The organism is Candidatus Nitrotoga sp. AM1P (genome assembly GCF_013168275.1).
In the GTDB taxonomy this organism is placed as follows: domain Bacteria; phylum Pseudomonadota; class Gammaproteobacteria; order Burkholderiales; family Gallionellaceae; genus Nitrotoga.
The window spans coordinates 389,050-408,275 of sequence record NZ_AP019547.1; the positions used below are offsets into that span (position 1 = coordinate 389,050).

Genomic DNA, 19,226 nt, shown 5'->3' on the forward strand with positions numbered 1-19,226 from the left:
CCGTGTAAGTTTTTTTCGATCCTGAACCTGTGCCGATAGAGGTGAGATAGATATGCAGATATCGAAGTCATAAAACTTTCAGATTTTTGGAAAATTAAGTCCGCTGCAATTAACCACGCACTTAGAGAATGGCTTGTCTGTCTTTAGGTATAATCCGCGCCTCATTTATTTCTTGAACACACCATGAGCGTTTTGGTCTGGATTATTACCACCTGCATTGTAGGTGGGACGTTGAGCGTAGCATGTGCAGCATTATTCGCGTTTAACAACCGCACACAGAATTACCTTGGTGGCATGGTGAGCTATGCTATAGGTGCGCTGCTTGGAGCAGTATTTCTCAATATTTTACCCGAAGCAATTAATCTAACTCCCAATGTAGCTATTTTGAGCGGTACGGTGTTGTTTGGCATTCTGCTGTTTTTTATCCTGGAAAAACTGGTGCTATGGAGGCATTGCCACCATGAGCATTGTGAAGCCCATCTAACAATCAATGCGGAGCATGGGTATGACCATGGACGCAGTGGCATGATGATTATAATAGGTGACACTTTCCATAATTTTGTGGATGGCATCATCATAGCAGCAGCTTTTCTTACTGATGTGCATCTGGGCGTCGTTACAGCACTGGCTATCATCGCACATGAGATTCCGCAGGAAGTGGGGGATTTCGCTATCTTGCTACACTCGGGTTATAGCAAACTGCGTGCCTTTCAACTGAATTTGATATCCAGCTTCGCCTCTGTGGCAGGTGGCATACTTGGATACTTCACCTTGCAGACCATGCAGTCGTGGATTCCATCGTTGCTGGCGCTGGCCGCTGCGAGCATGATTTATGTTGCGGTAGCAGATCTGATACCTGGTTTACACAAACGCGTGCAGCTACGCGATACCTTGCAGCAAGTGGTACTGATTGTATCGGGCGTAGGGACAGTGTGGTTGATGAGTGTGTTAATGGTAGAGTAAAAAACGTTTCCTCCTGCACTTACCTCATACGGCTCTTTGCGAAATTAGCGCAGCGAAGATAAAGCTGGCTGTAGGAAAGAAAATGTTCAATTCAATATATAAAGCTAAAACATGAGCAAACAAAACACAGCGCCACGCGTCGGCTTCGTATCTCTCGGTTGTCCTAAGGCGACGGTGGATTCCGAGCATATTCTTACTCGTTTACGCACTGAGGGTTACATTATTTCTCCCAACTATGTGGATTCCGATCTGGTGGTAGTTAACACTTGCGGTTTCATCGACAGTGCGGTGGCAGAATCGCTTGAAGCCATCGGCGAAGCGCTGGCTGAAAATGGCAAAGTTATTGTTACTGGCTGCTTGGGTGCAAAAGGCAATGTAGTGAAAGAAACGCATCCGAAAGTATTGGCGGTCACCGGTCCGCATGCGACAGATGCGGTGATGGAAGCCATCCATGCCCATTTACCCAAGTTGCATGATCCTTACAGCGATCTGGTCCCGCCGCAAGGCATACGGCTGACACCCAGACATTATGCTTATGTGAAAATTTCAGAGGGCTGTAACCATCGCTGTACTTTTTGTATCATTCCCAGCATGCGCGGCGATCTGGTGAGCCGTCCGGTAGGTGACGTGATGCAGGAGGCGCAGAACTTAGTGAACGCAGGCGTGAAAGAATTGCTGGTAATCTCGCAAGATACCAGCGCCTATGGCGTGGATGTGAAATACCGCACGGGTTTCTGGGGCGGCCGGCCGATCAGAACGCGTATGACCGAGCTCGTGCAGGCAATGGGCGAACTAGGCGTATGGGTGCGATTACATTACGTTTATCCTTACCCACATGTAGATGAAGTCATTCCGCTGATGGCGCAGGGAAAAATTCTGCCCTATTTGGATATCCCTTTTCAGCACGCCAATGCACGCATTCTTAAATTAATGAAACGTCCCGCCAGCAGTGAAAACGTACTTACACGCATTCAGCAATGGCGAAAAATCTGTCCGGACATTACTTTACGCAGTACTTTCATCGTCGGTTTCCCCGGCGAAACAGGAGAAGAATTTGAAGAGCTGCTCGATTTTCTCGAAATGGCTCAACTGGATCGTGTCGGCGCATTTATGTATTCGCCTGTGGAAGGTGCTGTGGCCAATAATTTACCGGATCACATCCCACTTGAAATCCAGCAAGAACGTTTGGGCCGTTTGATGCAATTGCAGGAAGAAATCAGTGGCGAACGCCTTGCATGTAAAAAAGGTAAGACCATGCAGGTATTGGTGGATGAAGTGGACGAGGAGGGTGCAATTGCACGTAGTTCAGCTGATGCACCAGAGATTGATGGCCTGGTTTATATTAGTAATGGCCAGGTATTAAAGGTAGGTGATTTTGTGAATGTCCGAATAACTGACTCTGATGTTCATGATCTGTGGGCGGAAATGGTTTAACTTATCAGCTGTAGATTTGTAGCGAGTCAATGAAATGTTTCGACTTGAATACATGATTTACCTGGGTAAATTTAGTTCTAAAAGGTAGAAGAGATGAATTGGAGGAAATTTTTCCAAGAGATATGGAAATCCGATTTTATATCTTTAAATAAGATTTTTTTTGTATTTATCGACTGATCGGTACGCCTTGCTTTGCTTTAATTTGTTCGTCATTTATCAAATTCAGATCGAAAATTTCTTTAGCTATTGTAGGTGGGAAACCTTCACGTGGCACGGCACGCGTGTGCAACATCAGGTCAATGAAATATTGATCTATCGCAGGCAAGCACCATAACTCTATGATTTTGCTAATAACATGCGGGAAATTCTGTTCCAGTGCGTGCGGATATTTGTCTTCAGCACCATCTAATAGCTCCAAAAGTTTTTTATTCATAAGTGACTCCAAAAATAACAACCAGCAGTATATTCTAATCTAAATCACCATCTTTTTATACGAAAGGTAATATTTCAGAAGCGTTAGTTACCCCACTATTTTTTCACTAGTCTGAATACTTTCTGGAGCTACTAGAATGTTTTTAGAGCCGATTTAAATAGATTGACTAGGGCCTGGATTTCAGACTTTCAAAAGAATGATTAACTACACTATTTAATGGCTAGCCGTCATAGTACATCGTGTATTTGAAACTGTTATTCAAGCAATTTATATGTAAAAAAGTAAGGCCAGCATTGAGCTGGCCTTACTTTTACACGATTTGTTCATTCATTGCTACCGAACGTAGTTTACTACCTTCTGAGCTCACCCATGGGATATCTCTCTTGGGAGTTCATTCCTGGATTTCCCAATTGATTGAACGGTCCATTAGGTCCGGACTGAACGATATTGGTTTGGTTGGAAACATGAGTATAACGGTAAGCTGCAGGCGGCTCGTTCTGAATTTCAAAGCCAGCTGCAGTTGGCTGAACCCGGCCATCTGCGCCCATGGGTTGGACTCTGCCACCAGATGGGCCATAGGATTGCCCAGTATTAGTAGATACTCCAGAAGTAGTCACACCAACCATCGAATCAGCATTTGCCAAAGAAACACCGAAAGCAAAACAGGACATAAGTGTGATATTTATAAGACTCTTTTTCATGAAAAGCTCCTAAATATGAAGTTGGAAGGATAGTTGTATAGGATCAAGATCGCCTTGACTTGCGTATAGTACCAGTTAACCAGAAGCTGTAAATAGTTTTGTATGTTCATTTGTAGTAAATGTTTGGTAATTGTCAGTCACTTGAAAAAATGATAACCGAATCAAAGCGTATAAGACATACCAAGCTGATCTAAAATCACTCAAGCAGGCCGAGATGACCTATCTATCAACTACAAGAATATGAAAACTTTATCTTTAAGCAGCTCTTAAAGTTTTAAATTAATGCGTGAATTTAAAGCACAGTCTTTACAATTCCTTTATTGCTCTTCCCTCAGCTCATCTCCGTCCAGATCAACTTGGCCATCTTTAAACACACGGCTGGCAAAGATTTCTTCGGCTTCAATGGTCATTAAATCAATTTTAGTGAGATTTTTCTTGGCGCCAGCGAATAGGCGGTTAGCTTGGCGCATACGTGCGCGATCCAGTGCGTTGCGGATGGAACGGGCATTGGCAAAATGTTCCAGCTTCATCCGTAGCGGGATATATTCTGCGAATGCTTTTTCTGCTTCCGAGCTGAAACGATAATTTTGCGCTGCCAGCATTAGCTTTGCGATGATGAGCAATTCTTCTGCTGAGTAATCAGGAAAATCGATGTGATGCGCAATACGCGAACGCATACCGGGGTTACTGTGGAAAAATTTATCCATCCGGTCTTTGTAACCGGCCAGTATAACGACCAGATCGTCACGGTTGTTCTCCATTATCTGCAATAGGATTTCGATAGATTCAGCGCCATAGTCCCGTTCGTTTTCGGGCTTGTATAGGTAATAAGCTTCATCTATAAATAACACGCCGCCCATTGCTTTTTTAATTACTTCTTTTGTCTTTGGTGCCGTGTGTCCAATGTATTGACCGACTAGATCATCGCGTGTGACTGATACTAAATGGCCTTCACGCACATAACCCAGGCGATGCAGTATTTCAGCCATACGTAATGCGACCGTGGTTTTTCCGGTGCCGGGATTGCCGGTAAAGCTCATATGTAGCGTTGGTGAAACCGCCGACAGATTGAGTTTCTTGCGAACGCGATCTACCAATAAGAGTGCTGCGGTTTCGCGGATGCGTGTCTTGACTGGCGACAGACCAATCAATTCGCGATCAAGTTTAGCCAGCACTTCCTGTATGTTAGAGTTGCGAAATTCGGCGTCCAGATCAACCGGAGTGTCGTCGGGAAGAATGAGGTCTTTTGAGGGTTCGTCCATTATTTATCCTGTTAAATCAATCGGCTGTTGAAATTTTCCGCATTACTTTCTGCGTATTTTTAAATAAGTTTATATTTAATTGGAACGGCAATTTTGGAAGAAGCAAATTCTTTATCGCCAAATTCTGAGGAAGACTATTTACAGAATATTTCAACAGCCGGTTAAAAAAACGGGTACGGCGTATACCGTACCCGCAATTGCTTAGTACCGCTCGCCTTCCGGTTTTTCGGTTGCGTAGGAATGGACGGTGTAGCGTATGCTACGACTCTCCGCTTCTTCCCGCACGAGCCTGAAGCCAGGTTCGGTTTTAGGACGGTTAACGATATATGACATCGTTGGGCTTTCTATACCGCGTACTGCACTAAAAGCCATCACACGAATGTAGTGATTAGGGAAAGTCTTACGGCAATTGTTGATCTCCATCAAAATTCCTGCAGGATCTTTAAGGTCGAACATAGGGTTGCCGAACATTTCCCAATAAGTATTACGCGGGTGTGGGTCGTCGGTGTATTCGACCGATAGCGACCAGCCGCATTTCAGCGCATATTTAATTTGTGCTGTGATTTGTACATCAGTCAGCGGGGGCAGAAAAGAAAACTGCCCTTGCGTGATCTGATTTCCAGGATTGGTCATCATAATTGATTCTCCTTGATATTAATTAAACGCTGGTCGTGGCAGAAGGAACAAAGTCAGGGGTATCGGTGGACTCGTAATTGAAGCTGACATCTTTCCACGTATCCAACCCAGCTTTGAGTGGGGCGCACCATTTGGCTGCATCTTGCAGAATTTGTGGACCTTCATTCCAGATGTCGCGACCTTCATTGCGTGCCAGAACCATGGCTTCCAGTGCCACGCGATTTGCTACCGCACCTGCCTGTATTCCTTGTGGATGGCCGATAGTACCGCCACCGAATTGCAGAACCACATCGTCACCGAGATAGGTTAGCAGTTGGTGCATCTGACCGGCGTGGATACCACCGGACGCAACTGGCAGACACTTATTGAGTGAAGCCCAATCTTGTTCGAAGAACAGACCTTTCTCCAAATTCATAGGCGTGTGTGTATCTAGCAGCGTGTCGTAGTAGCCCCTGATCATGAGTGGATCGCCTTCCAGCTTGCCCACGACAGTACCAGCATGGATGTGATCCACACCCGCCATGCGCATCCACTTACAAATAACGCGGAAACTCATACCGTGATTTTTTTGACGTGAGTAGGCAGAGTTACCCGCACGGTGCAAGTGCAAAATCATGTCGTTCTTACGTGCCCAGATCGCCATTGACTGAATAGCGGTGTAGCCGATAACGAGGTCAATCATGATGATGACCGAACCTAGCGACTTGGCAAACTCGGCGCGCGCATACATTTCTTCCATCGTGCCGGCGGTAACATTAAGATAGTGGCCCTTGACTTCACCGGTTGCAGCGGAAGCTTTGTTTACGGCTTCCATGCAATACAGGAAACGGTCACGCCAGTGCATGAAAGGCTGTGAATTGATGTTCTCGTCGTCTTTCACGAAATCCAAGCCGCCTTTTAGAGCTTCGTACACTACGCGTCCATAGTTACGGCCGGAAAGACCGAGCTTAGGTTTGGTAGTTGCACCCAGCAGAGGACGACCAAATTTGTCCAAACGCTCACGCTCGACGATGACGCCGGTGGCAGGACCTTGGAATGTTTTGAGATAAGCAACCGGGATACGCATATCTTCGAGGCGTAACGCCTTCACTGCTTTCATACCAAACACGTTACCGATAATGGAAGCAGTCAGGTTGGCAATCGAACCACCTTCGAACAAATCCAATTCATAAGCGATGTAAACAAAGTACTGAGCTTCAGTTTTGGTGCCTTCGCCTGTGTTGGGAACCAAGTCACAACGGTAACACTTGGCGCGATACATTTCGCATGCGGTCAAACGGTCAGTCCACACCACCGTCCATGTGGCAGTGGAAGATTCGCCTGCCACCGCAGCGGCAACTTCTTCTGGATCCATACCTGGTTGCGGCGTCATGCGGAACATGGCGAGTACATCTGTGTCTTTGACCTTGTAATCAGGCTCCCAATAGCCCATTTTCTTATAGGGTATAACGCCAGCTTTGTAGCGCTCCTTACCTTCTTTCATCGTTTCAGATGCCATGGTTATCTCCAATTATTGAAAAAACCGCACCGCGCCCTCCTGTGTAAGCTGGCGGGCAATACTCATTACGATTAATGGGTACTTGTTTCAGCGCGTAGGATGTACATTACCTAATATTATCTATAAATAATAGTCAATTATATTGATGTTAACTATAAGTATTAATTATAATCTGACGATGTTACATTTAACTATCCGCCAACTTAAAATTTTCGATGCCGTAGCACGGCATTTGAGTCACTCACGCGCGGCCAAGGAATTGTATCTCAGCCAGCCAGCAGTCTCCATGCAAATCAAGCAACTTGAACAGAGTGTCGGTTTACCTCTATTTGACCGAGTGGGCAAGCAAATACACCTGACCAACGCAGGCCAGGAAATGCTGCATTACACTCGCAACATTGCGCAACAGCTTGAGGAAATGAACGCCATGTTTAGCGAAATGAAAGGGTTGGAACATGGTCGCTTGAATATCTCCGCAGTCAGTACGGCCAGTTATTTTATGCCTCAATTATTGGCAAAATTTATCCAGCAACACCCTAAGATTAGCGTAAGCCTGCATGTTGCCAATCGTGATGCGGTAATAAAATTGCTCGCTGATAATAGCGCCGATCTCGCCATTATGGGTCAGCCACCGGAAGGTACGGATATGCTATCGCAGCCGTTTATGCAAAACCCGCTGGTTGTTATCGCTGCACTCAACCACCCTTTGACCAAAGTGCGTAACATCAAGCCCAAGCAATTGGCACAAGAAACTTTTTTGCTGCGCGAGCAAGGGTCGGGTACGCGCGGAGTGGTGGAACGATATTTCGCCAGTCACCATTTGAAATTGCCTACGCATATGGAAATGGATACTAATGAAGCAATCAAACAATCGGTGCAAGCCGGTATGGGATTAGGCATCATCTCCATGCATGGCATCGAACTGGAACTGGAAATGAAACGTCTGCAAGTACTGAATGTGGATCATTTTCCCATCATGCGTCACTGGCATATCGTCCATCTGAAGAATAAACGTCTTTCCACCGCAGCGCATGCATTCAATCAGTTTTTACTGAATGAAGCAGAGAGTCTGGCATCACCCACTCCATTCAAACGAAATTGAACCAAGTAAACAAAAAATCTTGTTATCGGCCGTTATTATTTTAGACAGCAGGCACTATGTGCAGCTATTTTATCTATGTGGTCTGCATGGCAGACTAAAATAAGCGGGCATCAAAGTAGTATTTCCTAATGCCTCGCTCTCATTCTTTGCTCTCACGGTATAATCGCACTCCTTTTTTATCGGCGATCCAGCCCGAATGTTGATTTTTCGCGGACTTAACTCAACAGACAAAAAGCCAGTTGCCCTAACTATAGGCAATTTTGATGGAGTACACCTTGGTCATCAGGCATTACTCAAGCAATTAAAGATGACAGCGCAGCTGCTCGGACTTCCGACAGCAGTGCTGGTATTCGAGCCGCATCCGCGTGAATTTTTTACACCGCTGGAGGCACCTGTGCGACTGACCAGCATGCGCGAGAAGCTTGAGCTTTTCGCGACATTCGATGTGGATCGGGTATACGTATGTCGCTTTAACAGCAGTTTTGCACAGATGAGCGCAGTGGATTTCGTTCATGCGCTATCAGATAAGTTGGCGGCGAAGTTCGTGTTGATTGGCGATGATTTTCGTTTCGGTAACCGACGCAGCGGCGATTTTGCGTTGATGGAGAAGATGGGGAACCAGCAAGGTTTTAAAGTAGAGAATATGCACAGCGTATCGCACAATGGCGTACGAATATCCAGTACGGCGGTGCGCGCTGCGCTGGCTGAAGGCGATCTGAAAGCGGCACAACGTTATTTGGGGCGTCCTTATAGTATCAGCGGGCGTGTGGTTCATGGGGATGGCTTAGGCAAGCAGCTGGGATTCCCGACCGCAAATATCCAGTTAAAGCACAATCGGCCGCCGCTTACCGGTATTTTTGTAGTAAGGGCGCAAGGGGATGATCTGCCACCCATGCAGGGCGTAGCGAGTTTGGGTGTACGTCCCACGGTGAAACAAAACGGCAAGCCTGTACTGGAAGTGCATCTTTTCGATTTTTCGGGCAAAGTTTATAACAAACATTTATGCGTCGATTTCCTGCACAAGTTGCGTGATGAAGTGAAATATCTCGACCTGCATAGTTTGACGCAGCAGATTGAGCTCGACGTGTGTAATGCAAAGCAATGGTTTATACAACATGATTGATTATAAAAAAACTCTTAATCTTCCCGACACACCTTTCCCCATGCGCGGCGATTTGGCCAAGCGCGAACCGCAGATGCTCGCTCAATGGCAGGCACAGCAACGCTATGAAAAAATACGCGCCACCAGTTTGGGACGTCCAAAGTTCATCCTGCATGACGGCCCGCCGTACGCTAATGGTGACATCCACATTGGCCATGCGGTGAATAAGGTACTCAAAGATATCATAGTCAAAAGCAAGACTTTATCCGGCTTCGATGCGCCGTATGTGCCCGGCTGGGATTGCCATGGTCTGCCAATTGAACTGCAGGTGGAAAAAAAGCATGGTAAGGAGATGCTACCTGCTCGCTTTCGCGAGCTGTGCCGCGAATACGCCGCTGAGCAAATCGAAAGACAGAAAAAGGATTTTATTCGTTTGGGTGTACTGGGTGATTGGAACAATCCTTATCTCACCATGAACCACCAAACCGAGGCGGATATCATCCGCGCTTTGGGAAAAATATATAAGCGTGGCTATCTTTATCAAGGATACAAGCCAGTGAACTGGTGTCTGGATTGTCAGTCTGCGCTGGCCGAGGCGGAAGTCGAGCATGAAGATAAAACGTCGTCCGCGATTGATGTGGGTTTTGAAGTTATAAGTATCGATTCATTGGCTAAGGCTTTTGGCGTGTCTTTGCCGAGTGATGAAAAAGCTTATGCTGTCATATGGACTACTACACCATGGACGTTACCCGCTAATCAGGCAGTAAGCGTACATCCTGATTTTGACTATGTGCTGGTTAGAACGCCACGTGGATTGCTGATACTGGCGGCTGATCTAAAACAAGCATGTTTGGATCGCTATGCATTGAAGGGGGAAACGCTCGCCACTTGCAAGGGCGTTGCGCTAGATGGCACGCCATTACATCACCCTTTCGATAAACGTGGGGTAAATATTATTTGTGGGGACCATGTAACGCTGGAAGCGGGTACAGGCTTGGTACATACCGCCCCGGCACATGGCCTGGACGACTATTTTGTTGGTCAAAAATACAGCCTGCCTAATGACAGCCCGGTGGGTGACGATGGCAAATTCCTCACTAGCACGCCAGTGGTCGGCGGTTTGTTCGTATGGAAAGCGAATGACGTGGTGGTTGCTACACTTCAGGCCAGCGGGCATCTGCTGCACCTGGAAAAAATACAACATAGCTACCCGCACTGCTGGCGGCACAAGACTCCAATCATTTTTCGTTCTACGCCGCAGTGGTTCATTGGCATGGAGCAATTTCACTCCGCTCAGTCCCTTCCGAAGACAGAAGAGGGAATAAAGCTGCGCGACCTCGCCAACAATGCGGTCGAAGCCACACAATTTTACCCGGCATGGGGCAAGGCGCGATTGAAAGCAATGATTGCAAACCGTCCGGACTGGTGTGTGTCGCGTCAGCGTAATTGGGGCGTGCCGATGCCGTTCTTCGTCCACAACGTAACTACGCAGTTACATCCGCGCACACTTGAGTTGACCGAACAGGTCGCGCAGCGCGTCGAGCAGCACGGAATAGAGGCGTGGTTTTCGTTGGACGCTAAAGAGTTGTTAGGCGAAGAATCGATGCAATACCGCAAACTTTCGGACACGCTGGACGTGTGGTTTGATTCCGGTACCACTCATGAGTCAGTACTACGCCGACGTAAAGATTTGTCATTCCCGGCTGATTTGTATCTGGAAGGGTCGGATCAACATCGCGGCTGGTTTCAATCTTCATTGCTTACCTCCTGTGCCATGAATGACCGTGCGCCCTACAACGCATTGCTCACCCATGGTTTTGTAGTGGATGGCCATGGACATAAGATGAGCAAATCCAAGGGTAATGTCATCGCACCGCAGAAAATTTTTGATACGCTGGGTGCGGACATCTTGCGTCTGTGGGCTGCGTCCACTGACTACTCCGGCGAGATGACCATCTCTGATGAGATTCTTAAGCGTGTAGTAGAAAGCTACCGCCGCATTCGCAATACTTTACGCTTTTTGTTAGCGAACACTGCCGATTTCGATGTGCAGCGAGATGCCTTGCCAGTGGATGAATGGCTGGAAATTGACCGCTACGCTTTGGCATTGATAAGCCGATTGCAGACAGAGGTTACTGGCGATTATGCGCGCTATGAGTTCCATCTGGTCGTACAGAAATTGCAGACTTTTTGTTCCGAGCAACTGGGCGGATTTTATCTGGATATTCTCAAAGACCGTCTCTACACTACGGCACAAAATTCACACGCACGACGCTCAGCGCAGAATGCACTGCACCATATTAGTCATAGCCTGGTGAGATTAATGGCGCCGATACTCAGCTTCACCGCAGAAGAAGCGTGGGAGATATTGAGTACCCAGCAAGGCGTGAGCGTGTTTCAGCAGACATGGCTTTCCCTACCAGATTTGCCGAGCACAGACGATCAAATTTTGGTGCAAAATTGGACGACAATTTGCAACTGGCGTGCCAGAATAAATAAGCACATCGAAGAGGTACGCGCTGCTGGGTTGATTGGCCAAGCGCTGGCCGCCGAGGTGAAAATTTACGCAGCGGGTGAAAATTTTGATGTGCTTGCCCATCTGGGTGATGACCTGCGATTTGTGCTGATAACATCGCGTGCTACCCTGCATCGCGTCACATCTGAAGCAGAAGAGCGCATTGAAGTGACGCCGAGCATGAATATCAAGTGCGAACGTTGCTGGCATTACCGCGCTGACGTAGGCAGCGATCCTCAAAACGCTACTCTATGTGGGCGCTGCGCCAGTAATTTATTGGGTGACGGCGAGGTGCGCAAGTATGCTTAAGCAAAGACTTCATTCCCATTTATCTATGGGAAAAGAATGACAAAGCCGGGTGGGAGAGAGGCAGAGTTGAAACACTGGTTAAGCTTGGCAACAGTAATAGTCATCCTCGATCAGATCACCAAGCTATGGATAAGCCAGATTTTTGTCTATGGCGAGAATGTGGCGGTGACAGATTTTTTTAACTTGGTGCTTGTGCACAACAGTGGCGCGGCGTTCAGCTTTCTCAGTAATGCGGGAGGCTGGCAACGTTGGTTATTCAGCGCCGTCGCCGTGACTGCTTCAGTATGGATAATTTGGTTACTGCGCAAGCATAAGCAGGAGAAACTGTTTTGTTTTGCTCTGACATTGATACTAGGTGGTGCACTGGGTAACCTGATAGACCGTGCTGCTTATGGTTATGTGGTGGACTTCCTGGATTTTTACTGGAACACTTATCACTTTCCAGCATTCAACATTGCAGATTCAGCAGTTACCTGTGGTGCGGGCTTATTACTGTGGGAAAGTTTTGCAAAAAAAACATAGGATGTGTTTCTGCCTTCACAGGACTATCCAATTAGTGGGTTCTAAAAATTCAGAGCTCTACTAGATGCGAGATACTAAAAGAATTTGCAGTGCTGCATATGTCTAAATATGCAAGTAATAAATCTGATTTTTTAGAGATATTTATTATTTATTGATAGAGATAAAATGGAACTATTACTCGCCAATCCCCGCGGTTTTTGTGCTGGCGTTGATCGCGCCATCGAAATGGTCGAGCGTGCGTTGGCTTTGCACGGCGCCCCAATTTATGTGCGCCACGAAGTGGTACACAACGAGTTTGTGGTTGCTAACTTGCGTAAAAAAGGTGCAGTGTTCATTGAGGATTTAGCCGATGTGCCGGCGGGCAGTATCCTCATTTTTAGCGCACATGGCGTATCGCAAGCGATACGAAGCGAAGCAAAGATACGTGGGTTCACGGTATTCGACGCAACTTGCCCGCTGGTAACCAAAGTACATAGCGAAGTTGCGCGCCTGCGCGAACGGGGCAAGGAAATTATTATGATAGGGCACGCTGGGCATCCCGAAGTGGAAGGCACGATGGGGCAGGGCGACGGTAGCATGTATTTAGTGGAGTCGCCCGCAGACGCACAGCTTCTGGACGTGAGAGACCCAACTAATGTCGCTTTTGTCACCCAAACTACCCTGTCCGTGGATGATACCGCTGCCATTATCTCGGTGCTCAAAACACGTTTCCCGGGCATTATAGGCCCCAGTAAGAATGACATTTGCTATGCAACGCAGAACCGTCAGGATTCAGTCAAACATCTGGCCAGTCAGTGCGACGTAGTAATCGTAGTGGGGTCGCCCAGCAGTTCTAATTCAAACCGCTTGCGCGAAGTGGCGCACAACATGAACGTCCCCGCTTACCTAGTTGATAATGCGGGTGAATTGCAAGCGGAATGGCTGTCGGGAAAATTACATATCGGCATTTCAGCCGGCGCCTCTGCCCCGGAAGTGCTAGTACAGGACGTGATTGCGCGGTTACGAGAACTGGGTGCAGAAAGTGTGCGTGAATTGGATGGCATTAGCGAAAACGTGGTATTCCCAATTCCTAAAGTGCTTGCCTGAATATCTTGTGTAAAAATCTCAGCCACTCTATGTGTCAATACTTTTACAAGTTTAGTATCAAATTAAATTAAGATTTGCGTCAAATTAAATCCTCACGTCGCAGCATAAATACAAACTCGTCACCTGCAGCTACTTCCAGCCAGATGAACGGCAGGTTAGGGTATGCGGCTTCAAGCGCTGGACGGTTATGACCGATTTCGACCACCAGCAATCCATTGGGGTTGAGATGCTCGGCCGCATGTTCCAGTATTTCACGTGTAGCATCTAGTCCATCTGCACCACTGCCCAACGCGAGTTGCGGCTCATGTCGGTATTCTGGCGGTAATGCGGCCATGGATGGCGCATCCACATAAGGTGGATTACTAATGATGACGTCGTATTGCTTGTCCGTCAGATTGGAAAATATATCTGACTTTATAAGATTAATTCGATCTTCCAAGCCATAATCAGCAACATTGCGTTGCGCAACTTCCAATGCGGCTGGAGAAATATCAACAGCATCCACTATGGCATCAGGGAAAGCATGAGCAGCCAAAATGGCAAGGCAGGCGCTGCCAGTGCATAGATCCAACACGTGAGTCACAATCTTCGTCTCGTCTACCCAGGGTGTAAATTGCTCCCGTATCAGTTCAGCGATAAAAGAGCGTGGCACGATGACGCGCTCGTCCACATAAAAACTGAAGTCCCCTAACCAAGCTTCATGCGTCAGATAGGCGACAGGAATTCGTTCATCTACACGCTGTTTGAGCAATGCGAGCAACACTTTTTTTTCTTCAGCAATGAGTTGAGCATCAAGGAAAGGATTCAGCGTGTCCAGCGGCAGGTGCAGGGTATGCAGAATAAGATAGGCTGCTTCATCGTATGCATTAGCCGATCCATGTCCGAAACTGAGTTTTGCTTCGTTGAATGCACTTACCGTAAAGCGCAGCCAGTCACGCACGGTGTGAAGTTCGTTGGTATGGTCAAAATGATGCAACATACTCATATTTTATTGACCAGCAAATTGACCAATGTTCGGCAGTAGATTTCCGACAATATATCCAAGTCGGTTACGGATACGCATTCATTGAGTTTATGTATCGTTGCGTTAAGCGGACCGAACTCGATTACTTGCGGGCAGATATCGGCTATAAAGCGCCCATCCGACGTGCCGCCACTGGTAGAAAGTTCGGTTTCGATACCCGTTATCTCCTTGATAGCAGCGCCCACTGCATCTACCAGATCGCCCCGTGGAGTGAGATAGGGCTTGCCGGATAGTGACCAGGCCAACTCATAATTCAGCCCATGTTGATCGAGAATGGCGTGGGTCTTGGCTTTCAGTTCTTCCACGGTGCTTGCTGTTGAAAAACGAAAATTGAATTCGATTTCCACTATGCCCGGAATAACATTAGTTGCCCCGGTGCCACTGTGTATGTTGGAAATCTGCCAAGTTGTAGCCGGAAAGTAAGTGTTTCCATTATCCCATACCATTGCGGCTAGATCGGCGATGGCCGGAGCGGCAAGATGAATAGGATTTTTGGCTAAATGCGGATAAGCGATGTGGCCTTGCACTCCTTTTACGGTAAGTTTGCCTGAGAGCGAGCCGCGTCGACCATTTTTGATGGTGTCGCCGATTTTGATAGATGAGGTGGGTTCGCCCACGATACAGTAATCCATTTTTTCGCCGCGCATTTGCAATGCTTCTACTACGCGAACTGTGCCATTTATGGCTATACCTTCTTCATCCGAAGTCAGTAACAAGGCAATTGAACCTACATGACTGGGGTGTGCTGCCACAAATTGTTCGATGGAAGTAACGAAGGCAGCCAGTGAGCCCTTCATGTCGGCAGCGCCGCGCCCATATAACATGCCATCACGTAGGGTTGGCGTGAATGGGTCGCTGTGCCATTGGTCCACAGGGCCGGTTGGCACAACATCGGTGTGGCCAGCAAAACATACCACGGGGCCATTGCTGCCGCGCCGAGCCCACAGGTTGTCCACATTATCGTAGCGTAACATTTCCAGCTTGAACCCCAGTGGTTCGAGGCGCGCGCCGATGAGAGCCAAACAGCCTTCATCAAACGGTGTGAGTGAACGACGGGCAATAAGTTGTTTGGCAAGTTCCAGGGTGGGGGACATATATAATTTAAGGTTTGAAGTTGAAAATTTTTTCGTAGCTGGCATCGTCAAAGCCGATATGCAGCAGTCTGCCATCCTGTTCCAATAGCGGGCGTTTAATGACGCTGGTTTTTTCCAGCAACAGTGGTAATGCGCTAATGTTGTCCTTGATGGCTTGTTTTTGTTCTGCTGATAAGCCGCGCCAAGTCAGACCCTTGCGGTTGATTAGATTTTCCCAACCTATCTGTTGCAGCCAGCACTGCGCCAGTTCCAATTCAAGACCCTGTTTTTTAAAATCGTGAAATTGATACTCGGCACTATGCTGCTCCAGCCAAGCACGGGCTTTCTTGACCGTGTTGCAATTTGTAATCCCATACAGTTTCATCTTGCTGAATCCATTATTTTATTTAAATATTTTTATTATTGTGACATTGCAAAAGTAGGCTGCAATTTGATGGGTAGCTATGAGTAAGAAATCAAGGATGATAGATTGCTGGCTGAGTCGGCATTGCGCAAAGCATCTTCCTTGGTGATCTCCCCATTTTTATATAGCTTGTACAAGGCCTGTTCAAAGGTCTGTGAACCGGACGATACACTTTGATCGATCGCATCACGAATTTTGTCGAGCTCATCATTTTTAATCAGCTCCGAGATCAGTGTTGTATTGAGTAACACTTCTACGGCAGGTACCAACGTGCCGTGTACGTTAGGTACCAAACGTTGTGAAATCACTGCCCGTAAGCTCATTGCCATATCGGCGAGTACGGCTCGACGTGTATCTTGTGGGAAGAGATTTACGATACGGTTCAACGTATGGTAGCTATTATTGGCGTGCAGCGTGGACAGGCACAAATGGCCGCTCTGGGCAAAAATCAATGCATGTTTAAACGTTTCACGATCCCGTATTTCACCAATCATTAGCACATCGGGTGTCTCGCGCATGGCATTTTCCAGGGCATTGCCATAGGAAAGCGTGTCGGTACCGATTTCACGCTGATTAACAATGGATTTATTGTGCTGAAACAGGTATTCAACAGGGTCTTCAATGGTCAGAATATGGCCGGTGGCAGTGTTGTTGCGATGCTTAATCATGGCCGCCATTGTGGTGGATTTCCCCGAACCAGTTGCACCCGCAACCAATATAAGGCCACGCTTTTCCATAATGAGTTGGTTTAAAATGGGTGGCAGATTCAGTTCCGCGACGTTAAGAATACTGAACCGAATATAACGAATGACCATCGAAATACTGCCTCGTTGGCGGAAAATATTGACCCGATAATTTCCGGCATCCAAGACCCGATAGGAAAAATTCATTTCCATGCTGGATTCGAAGGCCGTGATTTGCTCGGGTGTCATTATTTCATAGGCGATGCGCTCAATCGTTTCGCTATCAAGTTTCTCTGTGTTTATTGGCATAACCACGCCATTGATTTTGATGTTGATCGGTGCACCAGCGGAGAAAAAAAGATCAGAAGCCTGTTTGTCAGCAGCTAACTGCAAAAAAGGTGTAATGACCATAAATTTCCCCCGGGGTTAAATCAGGCTTTAAATTCCGCGTAGCAATTCATTAATGCCGACTTTTGCCCGAGTTTTGGCATCTACTTTCTTTACGATTACGGCGCAATACAAGCTATAACTACCATCCTTGGAGGGCAGGTTGCCGGACACGACCACCGAGCCTGCTGGTACGCGACCATAATGCACTTCGCCAGTTTCACGATCAAAAATCTTGGTGCTTTGCCCGATGTACACACCCATCGAAATGACTGCGCCTTCTTCTACAATCACGCCTTCGACAATTTCCGAGCGCGCACCGATGAAGCAGTTGTCCTCGATAATGGTCGGGTTGGCCTGCACTGGTTCCAGCACACCACCGATGCCGACTCCGCCACTTAAATGAACATTCTTTCCAATCTGCGCGCAAGAACCAACCGTCGCCCAGGTATCCACCATCGTACCTTCATCTACATAAGCGCCAATGTTGACGTAAGAAGGCATCAAGACCACGTTCTTGGCTATAAATGAACCCTTGCGCGCCGCAGCGGGTGGCACTACACGGAAGCCACCCTCGCGAAAATCGCGTGAGTTGTAGTCGGCAAACTTGGACGGTACCTTGTCGTAATAATTGGTAAAGCCGCCCTTGATGAAAGCATTGTCTTCCATGCGGAAAGACAATAGCACTGCTTTTTTCAGCCATTGATGGGTTACCCACTGACCCTCTATTTTTTCCGCCACTCGCAGAGTACCGTGGTCGAGGTGGCCGATAACAGTGTCCACTGCCTCTTTCAGTTTTGCATCTACGTTGCGGGGTGTAATTTCGGCACGGCGTTCAAAAGCGGGTTCGATGATCTGTTGCAGTTGTTCCATGATTTTCCTAGTCAAGTTTGCGGGTAAATTCGGCGATACGTTGCGCTGCTTCCATAGTTTCGCTCAGCTCTGCTACCAAGGCGATGCGGATAAAATTTTCGCCTGGATTTACGCCATGTGCATTACGCGCCAGAAAACTGCCGGGCAGCACTGTGACATTATAGTCTCGATGCAGATATTGCGCGAAGCGGGTGTCAGCTATGGGCACGCGCAGCCACAGATAAAAACTGGCATCCGGCAGCGCTACCGGCAACACGGGTTTCAGAACGCTGATAACCTGTGAGAACTTCTCCGCATACAGGCGGCGGTTTTCGGCGACATGTTCTTCATCCTGCCAGGCGACGGCGCTGGCGGCTTGCACTGCCGGGTTCATGGCGCAGCCGTGGTAAGTGCGATACAGCGTAAACTTCTCTAGCACTGTTGCGTCGCCTGCCACAAAACCGGAACGCATGCCGGGTACGTTAGAGCGCTTGGACAGGCTGAAAAAAGACACCAGATTGCGGTAATCGCTGCGTCCCAGTTGTTGCGCTGCTTGTAGCGCACCGAGCGGCGGCGTATCGAAATAGATTTCGGAATAGCATTCGTCTGCGGCGATGATAAAGCCGTAACGGTCGGCCAGATCGAATAGTGTCTTCCATTCTGCAAGTTTAATTACACGCCCGGTCGGATTGCCAGGCGAGCACACATATATAAGCTGTGTGCGCTGCCAAACTTCTTGCGGCAATTGATCAAAATTCAACGCGTAGTTATCTTCCGGCAGAGTGTTGAGGAAATAGGGCGTGGCACCAGCCAGTAGAGCTGCGCCTTCATAAATCTGATAGAACGGATTAGGACAAATTACGGTGGGGTTGTCACACGTACGGTCAATCACCGCCTGGGCGAAAGCAAACAGCGCCTCCCGACTGCCGTTCACTGGCAAGACTTGTGATTTTGCATCCAGCGCAGGAAGATCATAACGTTGCGCAAACCAGCTGGCAATGCTGCCACGCAGCGCGTCACTCCCTGCGGTTGTGGGATAATTCGAAAGTCCCGCCAGATTGGCACTTAATGCGTCACTAATGAATTGCGGCGTGGCATGCTTGGGTTCCCCGATGTGCAGGCTGATAGGCCGGTAGGCTGGGTTAGGTATAACTGAGCTAAATAAATTGGCGAGTTTCTGGAACGGGTAAGGCTGTAGACGATCAAGATCAGGATTCATA

The 19,226-nt window shown here is 47.7% G+C and carries 18 protein-coding genes; 7 read left to right on the forward strand and 11 right to left on the reverse strand.

From position 1 onward, the window contains the following. Positions 1-183 precede the first annotated feature (183 nt). Positions 184-963 carry a ZIP family metal transporter gene (locus W01_RS01790; protein WP_173051928.1) on the forward strand — a complete coding sequence of 260 codons (780 nt, stop codon included), beginning with the start codon at positions 184-186 and terminating at the stop codon, positions 961-963. 111 nt (positions 964-1,074) lie between these two features. Further along, entirely contained in the window at positions 1,075-2,397 is a 1,323-nt protein-coding gene (rimO, locus tag W01_RS01795; RefSeq protein ID WP_173051929.1) for a 30S ribosomal protein S12 methylthiotransferase RimO, read from the forward strand. A gap of 166 nt (positions 2,398-2,563) precedes the next feature. On the opposite strand, the gene W01_RS01800 is transcribed toward rimO, so the two are convergent. The 5 genes from W01_RS01800 to W01_RS01820 form a co-directional block, all read right to left on the reverse strand. Further along, on the reverse strand, positions 2,564-2,830 hold the full coding sequence (locus W01_RS01800) for a hypothetical protein (RefSeq protein ID WP_173051930.1): 267 nt from the start codon (positions 2,828-2,830) through the stop codon (positions 2,564-2,566). 350 nt (positions 2,831-3,180) lie between these two features. Then, positions 3,181-3,531 (reverse strand): hypothetical protein, encoded by a 351-nt coding sequence (locus W01_RS01805; protein ID WP_173051931.1) that lies wholly within the window; start codon positions 3,529-3,531, stop codon positions 3,181-3,183. Positions 3,532-3,848: 317 nt separating this feature from the next. Continuing rightward, on the reverse strand, positions 3,849-4,793 hold the full coding sequence (gene cbbX, locus W01_RS01810; protein WP_173051932.1) for a CbbX protein: 945 nt from the start codon (positions 4,791-4,793) through the stop codon (positions 3,849-3,851). A 201-nt stretch (positions 4,794-4,994) separates the two neighbouring features. Then, a complete protein-coding gene (locus W01_RS01815) occupies positions 4,995-5,429 on the reverse strand; it encodes a ribulose bisphosphate carboxylase small subunit (protein ID WP_173051933.1) in 435 nt (144 codons plus the stop codon). A 22-nt stretch (positions 5,430-5,451) separates the two neighbouring features. After that, a complete protein-coding gene (locus tag W01_RS01820; RefSeq protein ID WP_173051934.1) occupies positions 5,452-6,927 on the reverse strand; it encodes a ribulose-bisphosphate carboxylase large subunit in 1,476 nt (491 codons plus the stop codon). Between the two features lie 178 nt (positions 6,928-7,105). Here W01_RS01820 and W01_RS01825 point away from each other — a divergent pair, with 178 nt between their 5' ends. The 5 genes from W01_RS01825 to ispH all read left to right on the forward strand — a co-directional run bounded on the left by W01_RS01825 (position 7,106) and on the right by ispH (position 13,563). After that, positions 7,106-8,029, forward strand: coding sequence for a LysR family transcriptional regulator (locus W01_RS01825; RefSeq protein ID WP_173051935.1), 924 nt, complete (start codon positions 7,106-7,108; stop codon positions 8,027-8,029). Positions 8,030-8,225: 196 nt separating this feature from the next. Then, positions 8,226-9,152, forward strand: coding sequence for a bifunctional riboflavin kinase/FAD synthetase (locus tag W01_RS01830; protein WP_173051936.1), 927 nt, complete (start codon positions 8,226-8,228; stop codon positions 9,150-9,152). Further along, a complete protein-coding gene (ileS, locus tag W01_RS01835; RefSeq protein ID WP_173051937.1) occupies positions 9,145-11,955 on the forward strand; it encodes an isoleucine--tRNA ligase in 2,811 nt (936 codons plus the stop codon). The genes W01_RS01830 and ileS overlap by 8 nt, the downstream gene beginning before the upstream one ends. A gap of 36 nt (positions 11,956-11,991) precedes the next feature. After that, positions 11,992-12,477, forward strand: coding sequence for a signal peptidase II (gene lspA, locus W01_RS01840; protein WP_173051938.1), 486 nt, complete (start codon positions 11,992-11,994; stop codon positions 12,475-12,477). 165 nt (positions 12,478-12,642) lie between these two features. Next, a complete protein-coding gene (gene ispH / locus W01_RS01845) occupies positions 12,643-13,563 on the forward strand; it encodes a 4-hydroxy-3-methylbut-2-enyl diphosphate reductase (protein ID WP_173051939.1) in 921 nt (306 codons plus the stop codon). Positions 13,564-13,642: 79 nt separating this feature from the next. Here ispH and prmB read toward each other — a convergent pair whose 3' ends face one another. From prmB to dapC, 6 genes are all read right to left on the reverse strand, one after another. After that, a complete protein-coding gene (gene prmB, locus W01_RS01850) occupies positions 13,643-14,542 on the reverse strand; it encodes a 50S ribosomal protein L3 N(5)-glutamine methyltransferase (RefSeq protein WP_445082541.1) in 900 nt (299 codons plus the stop codon). Between the two features lie 2 nt (positions 14,543-14,544). Further along, complete coding sequence (gene dapE, locus W01_RS01855) at positions 14,545-15,681, reverse strand: succinyl-diaminopimelate desuccinylase (protein ID WP_173051941.1); 1,137 nt, start codon at positions 15,679-15,681, stop codon at positions 14,545-14,547. 7 nt (positions 15,682-15,688) lie between these two features. Further along, positions 15,689-16,045, reverse strand: a complete 357-nt coding sequence (locus W01_RS01860) for an ArsC family reductase (protein WP_173051942.1) — start codon at positions 16,043-16,045, stop codon at positions 15,689-15,691. Between the two features lie 77 nt (positions 16,046-16,122). Then, on the reverse strand, positions 16,123-17,178 hold the full coding sequence (locus W01_RS01865) for a PilT/PilU family type 4a pilus ATPase (protein WP_173051943.1): 1,056 nt from the start codon (positions 17,176-17,178) through the stop codon (positions 16,123-16,125). Between the two features lie 27 nt (positions 17,179-17,205). Continuing rightward, on the reverse strand, positions 17,206-18,027 hold the full coding sequence (gene dapD / locus W01_RS01870) for a 2,3,4,5-tetrahydropyridine-2,6-dicarboxylate N-succinyltransferase (RefSeq protein WP_173051944.1): 822 nt from the start codon (positions 18,025-18,027) through the stop codon (positions 17,206-17,208). A 7-nt stretch (positions 18,028-18,034) separates the two neighbouring features. Continuing rightward, positions 18,035-19,225, reverse strand: a complete 1,191-nt coding sequence (gene dapC, locus W01_RS01875; protein ID WP_173051945.1) for a succinyldiaminopimelate transaminase — start codon at positions 19,223-19,225, stop codon at positions 18,035-18,037. Between the last annotated feature and the right edge of the window lies 1 nt (position 19,226).